The 16535-nt window shown below is 34.0% G+C and carries 10 protein-coding genes; 5 read left to right on the top strand and 5 right to left on the bottom strand.

Translation table 11 applies throughout. The annotated features are described in order from the left end of the window. The first annotated feature begins 65 nt into the window (after nucleotides 1-65). From H7F21_RS00570 to H7F21_RS00560, 3 genes are all read left to right on the top strand, one after another. Nucleotides 66-1034 carry a helix-turn-helix domain-containing protein gene (locus H7F21_RS00570; protein WP_185787298.1) on the top strand — a complete coding sequence of 323 codons (969 nt, stop codon included), beginning with the start codon at nucleotides 66-68 and terminating at the stop codon, nucleotides 1032-1034. A gap of 104 nt (nucleotides 1035-1138) precedes the next feature. Then, nucleotides 1139-2779: a nuclear transport factor 2 family protein gene (locus H7F21_RS00565; protein WP_246431391.1), complete on the top strand. Its 1641-nt coding sequence runs from the start codon at nucleotides 1139-1141 to the stop codon at nucleotides 2777-2779. 17 nt (nucleotides 2780-2796) lie between these two features. Continuing rightward, nucleotides 2797-4965 carry a DUF5916 domain-containing protein gene (locus H7F21_RS00560; RefSeq protein WP_185787297.1) on the top strand — a complete coding sequence of 723 codons (2169 nt, stop codon included), beginning with the start codon at nucleotides 2797-2799 and terminating at the stop codon, nucleotides 4963-4965. 57 nt (nucleotides 4966-5022) lie between these two features. On the opposite strand, the gene H7F21_RS00555 is transcribed toward H7F21_RS00560, so the two are convergent. From H7F21_RS00555 to H7F21_RS00540, 4 genes are all read right to left on the bottom strand, one after another. Next, nucleotides 5023-5301 (bottom strand): F0F1 ATP synthase subunit delta/epsilon, encoded by a 279-nt coding sequence (locus tag H7F21_RS00555; protein WP_185787296.1) that lies wholly within the window; start codon nucleotides 5299-5301, stop codon nucleotides 5023-5025. A 17-nt stretch (nucleotides 5302-5318) separates the two neighbouring features. Beyond that, nucleotides 5319-6827 carry a F0F1 ATP synthase subunit beta gene (gene atpD, locus H7F21_RS00550; protein ID WP_185787295.1) on the bottom strand — a complete coding sequence of 503 codons (1509 nt, stop codon included), beginning with the start codon at nucleotides 6825-6827 and terminating at the stop codon, nucleotides 5319-5321. A 156-nt stretch (nucleotides 6828-6983) separates the two neighbouring features. Then, entirely contained in the window at nucleotides 6984-8612 is a 1629-nt protein-coding gene (locus H7F21_RS00545; RefSeq protein WP_185787294.1) for an SGNH/GDSL hydrolase family protein, read from the bottom strand. Between the two features lie 24 nt (nucleotides 8613-8636). After that, entirely contained in the window at nucleotides 8637-11462 is a 2826-nt protein-coding gene (locus H7F21_RS00540; RefSeq protein ID WP_185787293.1) for a TonB-dependent receptor, read from the bottom strand. A 345-nt stretch (nucleotides 11463-11807) separates the two neighbouring features. On the opposite strand from H7F21_RS00540, the gene H7F21_RS00535 reads away from it, so the two are divergent. Both H7F21_RS00535 and H7F21_RS00530 read left to right on the top strand, forming a co-directional pair. Further along, nucleotides 11808-13112, top strand: a complete 1305-nt coding sequence (locus tag H7F21_RS00535) for an arylsulfotransferase family protein (RefSeq protein ID WP_185787292.1) — start codon at nucleotides 11808-11810, stop codon at nucleotides 13110-13112. Nucleotides 13113-13266: 154 nt separating this feature from the next. Beyond that, nucleotides 13267-14658: a sulfotransferase family protein gene (locus H7F21_RS00530; protein WP_246431390.1), complete on the top strand. Its 1392-nt coding sequence runs from the start codon at nucleotides 13267-13269 to the stop codon at nucleotides 14656-14658. A gap of 22 nt (nucleotides 14659-14680) precedes the next feature. Here the strand turns inward: H7F21_RS00530 and glmS are convergent, their stop codons facing one another. Then, nucleotides 14681-16528 (bottom strand): glutamine--fructose-6-phosphate transaminase (isomerizing), encoded by a 1848-nt coding sequence (gene glmS, locus H7F21_RS00525; protein WP_185787291.1) that lies wholly within the window; start codon nucleotides 16526-16528, stop codon nucleotides 14681-14683. Nucleotides 16529-16535 lie beyond the last annotated feature (7 nt).

The following is a 16535-nucleotide window of genomic DNA, read 5'->3' as shown; positions in this document are numbered from 1 at the left end:
ATCCTTTATTATTTTTTATTTGTGCAATAGGTGTATTTAACGGCTTTTTGGTAAGCCTATATTTTTTGTTTTTTAGTAAACAAAAGCCAACACAGAATTTATTATTTGCGCTATTGTTACTTCTCTTAAGTATCCGTATTGGAAAATCTGTCTATCGCCTATTCATACTAACAGAGGACATCGAATTATTGATACCACAAATAGGATTATCAGCTTGTTTTTTAATAGGTATTACATTGTTTTATTATTTAAAATCGTCGATTGAAAATAGAGATTCTATTCCAAAGTTGTGGAAAATCCATTTTAGCACCCTCTTTCTATTTATAGTAATTATAGGAATTTTAAAACCCTATGAAACTAATCCATCTTTTTGGGATTGGTTTGTATGGGTTATTTATGGAACTTGGGGTTTATACCTGTTAGCATCTACTTATTTGATGAATATCATTATTGTAAAACTGTTTTCTAAATCGCAAAAATGTACAACTGCAGAACATTGGTTAGTTGCAGTTCTTATGGCCAATATTTTAATTTTTGTAGCGTATTTAATAGGCTATTATTACTTATATATGGCTGGGACTATTACCTTTTCGATAGTGTTTTATGTATTATTAATTTTCTTCGTTTCAAAGAAAAATCGCGAGACTATTTTTCAAGACATTCCAGAAAAGTATGGAGCAAAAAAGATTGATGAAAGAGAAGCTAAGGTTTTGCTAACACAATTAAATAGTATGATGCAAGAACAAGAATTATATAAAAATTCTGATGTAAAGCTTAAAAATATTGCTAAGCAAATCCATGTCTCTACCCATAAATTATCCCAATTACTAAATGATAATTTAGGAAAAAGCTTCAATACTTATGTAAACGATTATCGTGTAGAGGAAGCAAAACGATTATTACGCGAAAAACAAAATTTAACGTTAGAAGCGATCGGTTTTGAAGCAGGTTTCTCCTCAAAATCAAACTTTTATGCGACATTTAAAAAAGTAGTTGAGCAGACACCCGCAGAGTTTCAAAAGCAATTTATGTAGTATAAGAAGTCCAAAGTTATAATGTTGGACACCTAAATTATAGCGTATCACTTTATTATAATATCATTTTTAGAGGTTTGAGTTAATCAATTAAATTCTTAAAAATGAAAAAAGTTGTTATTCTATTTGCATTAGTCTTAATGTACAATTCCCTTTTAGCGCAGTCTGAAGATAATTCAGAACCAAATACGAGTGTTATCACATTAATTATCCTAAACGATAATGGAGAGGTTTTAATAAAAAGAGCAACAATAGGTTGGATTACTATAGGTGCGTTTTATGAGCAAAGACAGACAATTAATGAGGTAATCGCTAGTCTTACAAATAAATATGGAGTATCTATTTCAAAACCCGAACTCAAAGGTGTTTTCACCTATAAATTTGGCTTTAATAATTCTTTAAGTGTAAGACAGTTTTATGTTGCAAAATCCACCACTAATGACTTACCCAAAAATAAAAATGTTGAATTTCATTGGGTCCCAAAAAACGAGGCTATTGAAAAGTTTAGTGGTACGGTTCCTTCTTTAGGCCAAATGGTTGAGCAAATTTTAGATTATCCTCAAGTAGTTTGGGGTGGGTCTTTTTTAATTAATAGAGAGAATGAGAAAACAACTTCTGAGCAAACAGAGGATTTTTATCCAATAAGTGACCCATCTACTTATAGAACATCACCATCATATTCAACATCATCATCTAATCCTTTAATCGAGAGAACACTCCAAAATTATATGGAAGGCAGTTCTTATAACAAGTTAGATATGTTAGAAAGTGCCTTTACAGATAATGCCACCTTATACCTGACTAATAAAGATGGCTTATTTAAGCTATATACACCAAAAGAATATACAGGCTTTTTTAAAAATGCAGATAGAGATGAGTTCAATGGACGTTATGCTAAAATTTTAGAAATTGAGCAAGTAAAGGACATCGCAACTGCAAAGGTTGAAATTACAGGCCCTGCAAGAGAATGGGTTTATATTGATTTATTCTTGTTAAAAAAGTTTGAGGGAGATTGGAAAATAATCAGTAAAACAGCAACTAGACTCGATGATCCTAAACAGAACTCTGTTTTATTTATTCTTTCTAATGCGCATTTTTATGGTGATACAAAAATAAGCACGGGAAATAGTTTTTCAGAAATTGTAAATGCTTATGACGTTTTTAAAAATGCTGGTTATTCTGTTGACTTCTTGAGCCCTAAAGGCGGAGCTGTTCCGTTAGCATATATAAATACTTCCGACGACATGAGTAAAAAGTATTTGTATGACACTGCTTTTATGAATGCACTTAAAAACACGAAATCTCCTTCTGAAATTAATGCTTCTAAATATAAAGCAGTTCAATACATAGGTGGTGGTAGCGCTATGTTTGGAGTTCCAGAAAATAAAGAAATTCAAAAAATAGCAATGGATGTTTACGAGAAGCATAATGGTATTATTTCTTCTGTTTGTCATGGCACGGCAGGTATTGTCAATTTAAAAACCAAAGACGGGAAATATTTGGTTGATGGTAAAAGGGTAAGTGGTTATCCAGATGATTATGAAAATAAGTCAGAACCGTATTTTAAAACATTTCCTTTTTTAATCAAAAAAACAATTGAAGAGCGAGGAGGAAGTTTTAGATTTTCAGAAAGAGGGAAGTTTACTTTAGAAGTAGATGGGCGTTTAGTTACAGGGCAGAATTTTCAATCTTCAAAACCAGTCTCTTTGAAAATTCTAGAGTTGATAAGCCTAAATAAGGAATAATAGAAATTCTACAAAAAATGAATCGTTTTAGCATATTAATAATATGTTCTCTTTGTTGCTATACAAGTTACTTATTTTCTCAAACAAAAACGATTAAGTACATAGACACTAAAGTTTCAATAGATGGAAAACTAGAAGAATCTGTTTGGCAGCAACTACCAGAATACACGGGTTTTTACAATTATGCCCCAAATGATAAAGGGCTCGCGGAACAACAAACTGAAGTAAAGCTTTTTCATGATGGTGAAAACTTGTATGTCGGACTTGTATATCACGATATAGAGAGAAAATCACAAGTTGGCTCATTAAAACGTGATGTGCCAATTGGCTTGAGTGATGGTTTTGCAATGATTTTAGATACTCAAAACCAAGAACAAAATGCCTATTACTTTTCTGTTAATGCTTATGGGACTCTGATAGATGGTTTGGTCGAAAGAATAAGCGAAGGTTATAATTTTTCTACCAGTTGGAATGCTGTTTGGAATGCAAAAACCAGTATTGATGGTAATGACAAAATATACGAAGTAGTTATTCCGTTAAAGTTTTTAAATTTTAATAAAGACAATGCTGTTTTTGGTGTGCAATTTTATATGAGAGATATAAAAAAGAATGCTTGGACCATACTTAAGAATGTTAAACGCAATTATAGACTGTTCGATTTACGTTTTACAGAAAAATTCTCAGTAGAAAACTTGCCAAGTATATCCAGTTCAAAATTTGCCGTTACACCATCTGTAACTACTAATTATCTAAATGATGTTGTTGAGGAGGTAGATGAAACTCCATTTATACCGAGTTTGGATGTGCAATATAGTGTTACATCATCTTTAAAACTCGATGTGACGATAAATCCAGATTTTTCACAAATAGATGTAGATCAACAAGTGACCAACTTGACGCGGTTTTCCATATTTTTCCCTGAAAGAAGAAACTTCTTTTTAGAGAACGCAGATTTATTTTCCAATTTGGGAGTAGATGGAGTTAATCCATTTTATTCTAGACGCATAGGTGCTAATAGTGACATCCAATTGGGATTGAAACTATCAGGAAACATATCACCAAAAACTAGAATAGGTGTTTTAAATGTACAATCAGATGAGGATGGAGATATAGCCTCGCAAAACTACGTTGTTTTTGTAGGCGAACAGCAATTATCAAAAAATATAACTACAACAGCATATTTAATTAACAGGCAAGAAACAGATGGATTTGAGTTTATAAATGATTATAATCGTGTAACAGGATTAAACCTTAACTATAGGTCTAATAATAACAAGTGGCTTGGTTTGGTCAATTTTGGTAAAAGCTTTAGTAATGGTATTTCGGGAGAAAATAATTTTTATCACGCAGGAATTTGGTATAACAAAAGAGGTTTGGAATGGAGTGCTGCAATAAAGAATATTGGTAAAAACTATATTACAGATTTAGGGTTTACACCTAGACTAAGTAATTATGATGCAATAAATGATGTAGTTGTAAGAGAAGGATATACCCAAAGCACAGTAAGTATTGAGCATGAAAAATTTTATGAAAATTCTAAAGCCTTGAATTCTGTTAGAATTCTAAACTATAGTAATAACACTTACCTTGATGACACTGGGAAATTAAATCAATCTTCACATTTTTTAAATTCAGCACTATTCTTTAAAGATTTGTCTGCAGTTTACTATGTATATACACACGATTATGTAGACTTAAAATATGGATTTGATCCTCTTGGGAATGGAGATGCACTACAGCCAGGCACATACAACTTCGGATTATTAAAAATAGGCTATAATTCTGCCAACAATCAAAAATTCAGGTATAGTGTCAATGTACAAAAAGGAAATTATTATAGCGGAAAACGAATTGCTGGAGGCGTTTATTTAAACTATCAATTATTGCCATTTGCCAATTTAGAATTATCTTATGACGTCAATGCTATCCACCTTAATGAGCTAGGTAAGGAAACGTTTCATTTAACAAGATTTACTGGACAAATATTTTTTAATAATCGATTAAATTGGACGACATATGTGCAATATAATACCCAAAGAGACAATTTTAATATTAACAGCCGTCTGCAATGGGAATATAAACCGCTATCCTATATTTACTTAGTTATTTCAGATAATTATAATCAAGATATAACGAGAAAAGATTGGGGAATTGCTTTTAAAATGAATTATAGATTCGATTTTTAAAATAAAAAAACGCGAAGTAAGCACTTCGCGTTTTATGTATACAGTGATTGAAATAGCCTAATCAGCTAAAACAATTAACTTGTTATCTTTCATTTCAATAGTGCCAGAATTAATGGCTAACCAAACACCTTTGTCTGACTTGGTAAATTTTTCTTCAATCTCTTCTTCAAGTTGAATACTATTACCAGCTACTTTCACATGTCCTTCTTTAAGAATGGATACAATTGGCGCGTGATCTTTTAGCATTTCAAATTCACCATTAACACCAGGAACAGTAACAGAATCTACTTCTCCACTAAACAGTGTTGCTTCAGGTGATACAATTTCTAAATACATAATTTTGAAATATTAGATTAAGCTTCAGCCAACATTTTCTCACCAGCTTCAATAGCTTCTTCGATAGATCCTTTAAGGTTAAATGCCGCTTCTGGTAAATGATCTAGTTCACCATCCATAATCATATTAAAACCTTTGATAGTTTCTTTAATGTCTACTAATACACCTGGTATACCAGTAAACTGCTCTGCTACGTGGAATGGCTGAGATAGGAAACGTTGAACACGACGTGCACGTCCTACAGCTAGTTTATCTTCTTCAGATAATTCCTCCATACCAAGGATAGCAATAATATCTTGTAATTCTTTATAACGTTGCAACAACTCCTTTACTCTTTGGGCACAGTCATAGTGATCATCACCTAAAATATCTGCTGTCAAAATTCTTGATGTAGAGTCTAATGGATCCACCGCAGGATAAATACCAAGCTCAGCAATCTTACGAGATAATACAGTTGTTGCATCTAAGTGAGCAAACGTTGTTGCTGGAGCAGGATCCGTTAAATCATCCGCAGGCACATAAACGGCTTGTACAGATGTAATAGAACCTTTCTTAGTAGAAGTAATACGTTCTTGCATCGCACCCATTTCAGTTGCTAATGTCGGTTGGTAACCTACCGCAGAAGGCATACGACCTAATAAAGCAGATACCTCAGAACCAGCTTGTGTAAAACGGAAGATATTATCTACGAAGAATAATACATCTTTTCCCTGTCCATCACCAGCACCATCACGGAAATATTCTGCAATAGTTAAACCAGATAATGCTACACGAGCACGAGCTCCAGGAGGCTCATTCATTTGCCCAAACACGAAAGTTGCTTTAGATTCTTTCATGATTGATTTATCAACTTTCTTCAAATCCCATCCACCTTCTTCCATTGAGTGCATAAAATCATCACCATACTTGATAATTCCTGATTCCAACATCTCACGAAGTAAATCGTTTCCTTCGCGAGTTCTTTCACCAACTCCTGCAAATACAGAAAGTCCACCGTGACCTTTAGCAATATTGTTAATTAACTCCTGAATTAATACTGTTTTACCTACACCAGCACCACCAAATAAACCAATTTTACCACCTTTTGCATAAGGCTCAATTAAATCGATTACTTTGATACCAGTAAATAAAACTTCAGTAGACGTAGATAAGTCTTCAAATTTAGGAGCCTGTCTGTGAATAGGTAAACCTGCATCACCAGCTTTAGGTAAATCACCTAATCCATCAATAGCATCACCAATTACATTAAATAGACGTCCGTAAACATCTTCACCAATTGGCATTTGGATTGGAGCACCAGTAGCATGAACTTCTGTTCCTCTACTTAAACCATCAGACGAGTCCATTGCTATAGTACGTACAGTATCTTCACCGATGTGAGATTGTACTTCTAATACTAATTTAGAACCATCTTGGTTATTAATTTCTAATGAATCATAAATCTTTGGAAGTTCTGAACCAGCAGCGAATTCTACATCGATAACTGGCCCTACGATTTGTGCAACTTTACCTGTAACTTTTGACATTACTTATATGTTTTTGTTTTGCAATAATTTAAATATGAAAAACAGCTCGTTTTTCGCGCTGCAAAGATAGAGTTTTATTTAAAAAAGTCAGGCTTTTTTGAATAAAAAAAACACGCTTTACAAAAGCGTGTTCTTATATTATAGTTTACTAGAAAGTTACTGAAGTAAAGGCGAGAAATTTGTTGGAAAATCACCAGCTCTAGCCAAGTTTCCAGAAGCTTCGAAATTAGAACCGTAAGTAGAGTCAATAGCTTGTAAAAAACTATTAGCCATTAATGCATATCCTCGTGCCGTTAGATGCACACCATCTAAACTTACTAAACCACCAAAAACTAAATCTGTATTCATATTGTAGTCGTCAAACATAATACCTGTAGTCGAAGCTTCAGTCAAAATAGCATTAACATCAACCAAAGCCAAGCCATTAGTACTTGCAACACTAGAAATAGTTGCGTTATAAGCATCTACAGCTGCTACTATTTCAGCATTTTCACTAGGTAATAACACCCATCTATCGTCTAAAGGATAAGTAATACCTTCAACAGCAAACTGACCAGCAAGGGCAGCAGGAATACCACTTCCAGTTAAAAACGCAAAGAAATCGCTATTCACTGTACCAATAACCGAAGCACTTGGCAGTGTTAGTAAATCCTCAGAATTAGCTTGTCTTGTTTGTCCATAAGTAGCACCTAATAAATTGGCAACTAAAGGAGCTGCTGCTGCTGGTAAGCCTAATGATTGCACAAAAAGTGGAAATGTTGGGCTCGCATTAAAGGCCGCAATCATTTGTGCAGATACGTCGGCTAAACTTTCGTCTCTAATAACGACTGGACTTGCAGCTGTTTCAGAGAAAACGATTGATCTTTCTGGCTGTCCAAGAGCTTGATATACTAAATTTATTTGACCAAATATGCCATTTAAAGTTGGTATGAGTGGACCGAAAGCTGGATTGGTTGGATCCAATGCATCAAAAGGAACCGCATTAAAATACGGTAGACTAGAAACATAAGGAATATTTGTGACTGCACCTTTGGCTCCATTTGCGGTAAGTCCAGCGATTATAGCATTAAAAGCGCCTTCAAAAATAGCTGGGTCTGTTATTTGATTTATGTTAGCATCACCACCTGCTGTTGCATATCCTAAAACATCATTACCACCTATTAAATCAGCAGTAAAAAAACTAGGGTTTTGATCTGTTGCTAATTCTAAGATTGTGGCATTGGGTGTATTGCCTGTAACACGCACTGCATAAGGATTGGCAGCGGCAGGGAAATTTGCAAAATTTCCATATCCTGGAGCAATAAAGTGAAAACTTTTAGCCCCTGGAATACCTAAATTATTAAAGGGTCCAGAAGGATTATTGAGTACAATATCTGTTCCAACGGTTACAGGTCCAATTACAGATTCTAATGGTACTGGCCCAGCCCCGCCAAAAACTAATCTAGGATCTGTAATACGAGTTCCACCAGCAGCTAAACCACCAAAATTATCACTCATCCAAGGTTGTGTGAACGAACCTCCACCGGCGTTAGCAAATTTTCCTGCAAGAATATTTGGAAAAGAATTTTCTTGTGACGCAATAAAAAGGCCATTATCTGTAAACCCTGCTGTAAACGATGGTCCGATAGATACATAATTAGAAAAATCTGCACTACCTGCCGTGAGGTCTGGTAACGGATCTGTTGGAGGATTATTTCTATCTCTTAAATCATCAACGAGTTCATTCTCGCAAGCCATCATTCCCAAGGTCAGTAATGATAGTACTATATATTTTAGTTGTTTCATTTTAAACATTTTCTTTTCCGTTATTTATAGATTATTGATAGTCAAGGATACGTAATACTGAGAGCCAATCAAACCAGTTCCGAATGCTGTAAAGTATTCGTCTTGTAATAAGTTAGTAGCTCCAGCTTTAATTGTTGACTTTAAGCTAGGAATCCTAAAGTTAACTTGTGCATCTATCACATGGTAAGCAGGAACATCACCATCACCAAAAGACGCTTCCCAGAAGAAATTATCACTCCATCTCCAGGCAACATTGAATCCAAAGTTTTTAAATAACTCCGTTTTACCAAAAGATGCTTTTACTTTATGTTCTGGCGTATTGAAATTCGTTCTAAAATCAGGATTTTCAGTAACATCAAAATCTAATTTAGCATAGGTGTAATTTGCGCTCAAATCAAATCCGCCAAATACTTTTGCCGATACTTGAATAGCAGCACCATACGAATTTACGTCTTCATCAGAATTTGTATAAGTTTGATAAGCCTCGAAATCACCATTGGCGATTGCCGCAACCGCTAGAGGTGTTCCATTAGGAAGAGTTTCCGTTAATTGGACATCACCATAGAAAGGACTAATAACTGTTTCATTAGCCAAGAAATCTTGATATTTATTGTAGTATGCCGATGCGTCAATGATAATACCGTCTAATTTACCACGATAACCCAGCTCAAAAGAACTTACTTGCTCAGGTTGTGCTAAATTGGAATTGGCAATTTCTAAATCAGCAGGATTACCAGTTTGGGCGAATCCATTAAGCACGGAGTTCGCAAAGAATGAATTATTATATGCACCTGCCGCATTTATAGTAATCGATTGTTGTCCACCAAAGATATTGTTCACTGCAAACGCACTTAAATCACCATCTGCTGCATTGTACGTTCTTAAGTCTCTTTCTGGATTGTCAAAAGCACCACCAACTAAAATCGCCCTACCTACATCCAAACCAATATATAAATCTTGTGTGGTTGGATTTCTAAATCCTGTTTGGTATGATGCTCTAATATTGTGGTTTTCATTAATTGTAAAACCAGCAGATAATCTTGGTGAGAAAAAGCCGTCAAATAATTCAGACTTATCATAACGCAAAGAACCAGTTAATTTTAAATCAACATTATCAGATAATTCTAACGAACGTTGTAATTGGGTATAAAAACCAACTTCTGAATAATTGATTGGTCCATCAACATCTGTATAAATCGTTCCAAACGAATTTAATCGATATCTTCTGTATGAACCACCAACTTGTACCTCGGCAAATTCTATCATATCACCAAAGTTATAATTGGCATCACCATGATAAATTTTAGAGTTATCTTGAAATTTGGAACCGGTACTTAAATCAGGATCATTAATACTTTGATTGAAAGCAGATTGAAATTCAGGACTTCCTGGTAAGAATCGACCAGTATCTGCTTGTGCTCTTGCAGCTGCATGAGCCGCATCATTAGTAGCACCACCAAGTGTGGCACCAATATATGTACCAACATATTCTCCAAACCAAGTATTGTCATCTTTCCATGCTCTATTGATATTAATTCCAGTAAAAACCATATCGTAGGAATCACCAGCTTTATCTTCCGTTACATATCCTCTAACAAAGAAATTATCATTTCTGATTTCTAACTTATGTTGTTGTAAAAAGAAATTCTTAATGTTATAGCGATTTGCGCCTTGATAGATTGTATTACCTGAACCTATCTTACCAACGTATTGTATTTCAAAATCATTTTCCCATGGACGGAAATATAATCCCCAATCCGCCTTAATACTTTCAGCATTGTAATTGGTTAAATCTCGTTCATTATAACCTGTTCTACTAACATTGACTGATGGAACTAGTGCGGAAGAACCAGATGGAGCTAAGCCTAAACTTTCTAAAGTCTGGGCAACGCCATTAATATCTGTACTAACCTCGTCACCATAAACATTGATACCATCATAATCAATATCTGCTCTGGTAAGTCCTCGATTAAGTTTGTCTTCCTCATTAACGGCAAACCAGTCAGTCCCTTTTAAATAGCCGAAGTTAACTTTAGCGGCAAATTTGTCATTGAACTTAAAAGCCATTCTTATACCTAAATCCGTATAATCATTATCACCTGCTGCCTCTTGAGATGTAATACCTCTTTTAATATACCCGCTTATACCTTGGTGGTCAAAAGGGTTTTTACTTCGCATAAATAAAATTCCGTTAAAGGCATTAGCACCATATAGTGCAGACGCTGCACCAGGTAGAAGTTCTACACTCAATACATCTGTTTCTGTCATACCCAATAAATTACCTAATGGGAAGTTAAGTGCAGGAGCGGAGTTGTCCATACCATCTACTAATTGCATAAAACGCGTATTGGCAAATGTTGCGAAACCTCTAGTGTTTATAGACTTAAATGTTAAACTGTTGGTATTTATATCTACACCTTTTAGATTTTCTAGTCCGTCATAAAAATCTACGGACGCAGTGTTTTTAATTTCTTTTAATCCAAAACGCTCAACTGTAACAGGGGATTCAAAAATACGTTCTGGAGTACGAGAGGCCGAGATAACAACTTCGTCAAGTTCATTACCTTCGACTAAGGTAACATCTACGGTTTGACCGTTAGTTGTTACTTCAACAGTTTGTTCTTGAAATCCTGTATAGGTTACGCGAATCGTAAACGGTGGATCTTGATCTACCGTCAAAGAATAATTACCATCAAAATCCGATACTGTACCAGAACTAGTACCTACTACTACAATATTAGCTCCAGGCAAGGGTAACCCAGTATTGTCGGTAATTTTACCTTTTATTGTGGTTTGAGCAAACGATACCACGCAAAAAAGCATTGTGAAAAGCTTTAAGATTGTCTTCATTTTAGAGAATTAGTTAATTTATTAGATGAGCAATTTAAATAAATATATGAAAATTCAATAAGAATTTCTCACAAAATTATGCATGCATAATATTTTTTGTAAAATCAAAAGCCCTAAAATTGAGAAATTCACAATTTCCAATCTTTTTTGAGTTACATTAAAAAGAACAGTTAATGATTATTAGTATCTTAAACATTACTGCTGAAAGTTATATTACTTAGTTAAAGTCAATACTTTAGATAGCAGAACGTATAAAATTGCTTTACATGGAATAATTTAAGTTATGAATGGATTTATTCCTATTATTGAAAATTATTAAAAACAAATCTAATCAAACAAATTGGAATGAAGACATTAAGAAAGTTTGCTTTATTTATTATTGGGATTTTTATTCTGATGTTGTGGAGTGGTATTGTGAGAAATGCTGCGCTTGGTCAGCGTGCCGCTGGACCTTTAACTGGACCTATAAAGACTTTTTCTGAAATACCGTCAAACATGAAAATGGCGTATAATCATTTTTTCCGTGCACCACAATACTATTTGAAAACGAATGCAGAAGATGTAAATGATATTAATAATTTAAGTTATAATTTATATGGTTCTTATACCTATAGACAAGGTGACCAATACAATGTTGAATTAAAGAATTTCAAAACAAATAAAGTTATAAAAACATGGGATTTACCCATTGAGATATTATCAGAACATTATGAAGTCGGGCAAAATGACAGAATTTACCCAGCTAAAATGATGTCTGATAGAGATGTAATTGTCTCTTGGAATGAAAAACCAGGATTGATTAGGTTAGATTCGAGTTCAAATGTTAAATGGTTTAACAAGGATTTCATATTCCATCATGCATTGAATTTCGATCATAAAGGGAATATCTGGATGCCTGGTGTAAAGCATGAAGAAGGCATTATAGTGCCTAAGACATTATCTGTAGATGGCGAGAAAACTGATTATCGAGATGATCTAGTTTTAAGTGTGGATGCAAAGACTGGTAAAACACTTTACAGCAAGTCTCTTACAAGTATTTTTCTTGAAAATGATCTTGATGAATTATTAAATAAAGCGACACATGTTACAGATCCATTTCATTTGAATGACGTACAACCTGTTGTTATTGATAGTTCAAAATATTTTAAAAAAGGTGATATATTTTTAAGTTTTAGGCATCTATCTGCAGTAATACAATTTAGACCGTCTACGGATAAGGTTATTAAAGTCATTGATGGGCCATTTACATTTCAACATGATGTTGATATATTATCTGATAGTACAATAGGGTTATTTAATAATAATTCAGCAGCATGGGATGTCAATTTCAATAAAAATGAATTTAAACCAAGTAATGGAACTATTCAACGAAAAATAACACACTCAAACGTACTAATTTATAACTTTGAAACAGATTCATTTAAAGCACTTTATGAGAATAATTTTATTGAAAATGAAATTTACACTGGTGCAGAGGGCTTATTTGAATTTTTACCCAATGGAGACATGTTTGTAGAGGAGCAAAACTCTGGTCTCTTATGGGTATTAAATAAAAATGGAGTTGTCTTAAAAACCAAATTAAAAAGTGATATAGAGGGTTATCATTACCTTCCAAATTGGACGACTATTTACACAGACATTAACTTTTAAAATCTACTATTATGCTAGCATATATTGGACCTGGATTGGGACTTGGAACACTACTTATTATCATTTTTATTGCACTTCTTGTAATATTTTCTTTTGGGGTAGTATTATGGATACCGATTAAGAGGTTTTTTCGTAACCTTTTCAAGAAAGGATAATGCTATATTTTATAGTAGCAGGTGTATCCGGTATTGCTCTGGGGGCATCTATAATTGCATTCAAAAAAGTATTTTTTGATATGCTAGAGTCGTCTATTGCGCTTTCTAATGAGGTGCTCTCAAAAGAAGACGAAAGAATTAAGCAAAAGAAATTAATTGTTGCTTTAAAACGCATTCTTATTTCATTGGGAAAGACTGTTGGAGCTCTCATTGTAATCGTTGGTTTAACAATTCTCCCACTTTTTTTATATGGCTATTTTAGTGAAATAAGTTTTGAAAGTCTCGACTTTAGTTCATTTTGGTTTTTTGCAAGTTTATCTATAGGAAGTATTATTCCTTTTGTTTTCAAGAAAAATAAAAAGGTGGAAAATTATTCTGAAGCATCGATGCTTCTGCACAAGCTTATATTGAATAATTACAATCTGTCAAAACTTCTATTCTCTTTCGACAGTAAATTCAAGTCAGGAGAAAAAATGGTAGATAAGTCTGAGTTTGTAATTGTAACTGGCTTGGCAAGAGCAGGAACAACCAGTTTAACAGATCAGTTATTTAAAGCTGGAAAATTTAGTTCCTTAGACTATTCTAACATGCCATTCCTTTTAGCACCAAATCTGTGGAAAAAGCTTTATAACCCCAAAAAGGCCAAGCTTAAAGAGCGTAAACATGGTGATAAAATGATGTTTGGTTTAAATACTATTGAAGCATTAGAGGAATATTTTTTTAAAGCCCATTTAAATGATAGCTTTATAGGTGAATCGATATTGACCAAGCATGATATAGATGAAGAGATTTATAATAAATATATTGCTTACCAATCTCTTATTAGATCTGAGAACTCATATACTTATTTGTCAAAAAACAATAATCTAATTTTAAGATATCCATCCCTGAGGTCCCTAAATAAAGATTTTAAGGCGATATTTTTGTTTCGGAAGCCGGAGGAACATGCACATTCCTTGTTAAATCAGCACTTAAGGTTTTCGGAATTTCAGCATGATGATGATTTTATTGAGACTTATATGAATTGGTTAGGTCATCATGAGTTTGGTGAAAATCAAAAGGTATTTAGTTTTGATAATGAACCTAAGGACTTTAGCTATGATAAAAATTCGCTGGATTACTGGTTATCGGTATGGCTTAATTATTACGATCACCTTCTGACCTTAGACGATTCAGAATTTTTACTTATAGAATATCAGGATTATTTGTCCAATCCTAAAGAGGTGCTTCTTTATTTAGAAAACGAACTGAGTGCAGATTTTGATTTATCTAATGTACAGCCATTCAAGAATAATAAAGCAATTGACACGACAAATTGTGATAAGGCTGTATTAAAATCTGTAGCTGTTGTTTATGAAGAACTTAAGAAAAGAAAAGTGCAATTTAAATAAAAAAGCATTGCACTTTTTAGATTTATTCTACAGTGACAGATTTTGCTAAATTTCTAGGTTGATCTACATTTTTATTTAACATAACTGCAATATGATAAGATAATAACTGTAGTGGTATTGTAGTTAATAAAGGGGTCAGGCATTCTAACGTTTCAGGGACTTCAATTACATGGTCTGCCAATTCCTTAACACTTTTATCCCCTTTGGTAACAATACCGATTATTTTGCCTTTTCTAGATTTTATTTCTTGGATATTACTAACCACTTTCTCATAATGACCTTTCTTAGTGGCAATAACCACAACGGGCATTTGCTCATCGATTAATGCGATTGGGCCATGTTTCATTTCAGCAGCTGGGTACCCTTCCGCATGGATATAGGAAATTTCTTTTAACTTCAATGCGCCTTCTAAAGCAACAGGGAAATTAAATCCACGGCCTAAATACAAAAAGTTTGTAGCATCTTTATAAATATCTGCTATGGTCTGTACATAAGCATCTGATTTTAAAGCTTCTTCAACTTTCTTAGGTATAGTTTCTAACTCAATTAAATGATGTCGAAATTCTGAGCTAGAAATCGTGCCTTTAGCTCTAGCTAGACGTAACGCCATTAAGGTTAAGACTGTAATTTGTGTTGTAAAAGCTTTTGTTGAAGCTACACCTATTTCAGGTCCGGCATGTGTATAAGCACCTGCGTCAGTTTCCCTCGCTATGGAAGACCCAACAACATTACAAACACCAAAAACAAATGCGCCTTTAGATTTTGCCAATTTAATAGCTGCTAAAGTATCAGCCGTTTCTCCTGATTGAGAGATAGCAATTATGATATCTTTTTCAGTAATTACAGGGTTTCTATATCTAAATTCCGAGGCATATTCTACTTCAACAGGAATTCTCGCTAAATCTTCGAAAATGTATTCCGAAACCAAACCAGCATGCCACGATGTACCACAAGCAACAACAATAATACGATCAGCTGCAAGGAATTTCTTCATGTTATCCTCTACACCTGCCAGCTTTACCATAGCTTTGTCACTCAGCAATCGTCCTCTAAAGGTATCAAAAATGGCTTCTGGTTGCTCATGGATTTCTTTTAACATAAAGTGGTCATAACCACCTTTCTCTATCTGTTCCAAGTTGAGTTGAAGCTCCTGAATATAAGGGTCAACTAAAGCGTCATTTTTAATCTTTCTAACTTTAATATCTTTACCTCTCCTGATGATTGCCATTTCTTCATCTTCGAGATAAATAGCGTTTTTTGTAAACTCTATGAAAGGTGAGGCATCACTAGCTATAAAGAATTCGTCATCTCCAATACCAATCGCTAAAGGGCTGCCCAATTTGGCAACAACGATTTCATTGGGTTTGTTCTTATCGAAAACAGCTATGGCATACGCTCCAACGACTTGGTTTAAAGCAATTTGCACTGCTTTTCCAAGTTTAGTGTTTTCGTTTTTCTTCACATCTTCAATTAAATTCACCAATACCTCTGTATCTGTATCTGATTTAAAGGTATAACCACGTTTAATTAATTCCTTTTTCAAAGAATCGTAATTCTCTATAATTCCATTATGAATAATTACTAAGTCACCAGAATTAGAATAATGAGGGTGAGAATTGACATCATTTGGAACGCCATGGGTTGCCCAACGTGTATGTCCAATACCCAAAGTTCCAGCCGTCGAAATTTCGGACTCTAGCCTTTCTTTAAGATCAGAAACTTTCCCTTTTGTTTTAGAGAGCTTTATATTACTACCGTCGTATAATGCAATACCTGCACTGTCATAACCACGATATTCTAATCTTTGAAGTCCTTTAATTACAATAGGATAGGCCTCTCGATGGCCTATATATCCAACAATTCCGCACATAGGTTAG

Source organism: Winogradskyella flava (genome assembly GCF_014243395.1).
Lineage (GTDB): Bacteria > Bacteroidota > Bacteroidia > Flavobacteriales > Flavobacteriaceae > Winogradskyella > Winogradskyella flava.
The sequence above is the reverse complement of the archived record's forward strand: the minus strand, read 5'-3'. Positions and strand labels throughout refer to the sequence as shown.

Excerpts from the sequence above, each read along its gene's own strand:
- H7F21_RS00565 (WP_246431391.1), top strand. The coding sequence starts at position 1,139 with ATGAAAAAAGTTGTTATTCTATTTGCATTAGTCTTAATGTACAATTCC.
- H7F21_RS00560 (WP_185787297.1), top strand. The coding sequence starts at position 2,797 with ATGAATCGTTTTAGCATATTAATAATATGTTCTCTTTGTTGCTATACA.
- H7F21_RS00555 (WP_185787296.1), bottom strand. The coding sequence starts at position 5,301 with ATGTATTTAGAAATTGTATCACCTGAAGCAACACTGTTTAGTGGAGAA.
- atpD (WP_185787295.1), bottom strand. The coding sequence starts at position 6,827 with ATGTCAAAAGTTACAGGTAAAGTTGCACAAATCGTAGGGCCAGTTATC.
- H7F21_RS00545 (WP_185787294.1), bottom strand. The coding sequence starts at position 8,612 with ATGAAACAACTAAAATATATAGTACTATCATTACTGACCTTGGGAATG.
- H7F21_RS00540 (WP_185787293.1), bottom strand. The coding sequence starts at position 11,462 with ATGAAGACAATCTTAAAGCTTTTCACAATGCTTTTTTGCGTGGTATCG.
- H7F21_RS00535 (WP_185787292.1), top strand. The coding sequence starts at position 11,808 with ATGAAGACATTAAGAAAGTTTGCTTTATTTATTATTGGGATTTTTATT.
- H7F21_RS00530 (WP_246431390.1), top strand. The coding sequence starts at position 13,267 with ATGCTATATTTTATAGTAGCAGGTGTATCCGGTATTGCTCTGGGGGCA.
- glmS (WP_185787291.1), bottom strand. The coding sequence starts at position 16,528 with ATGTGCGGAATTGTTGGATATATAGGCCATCGAGAGGCCTATCCTATT.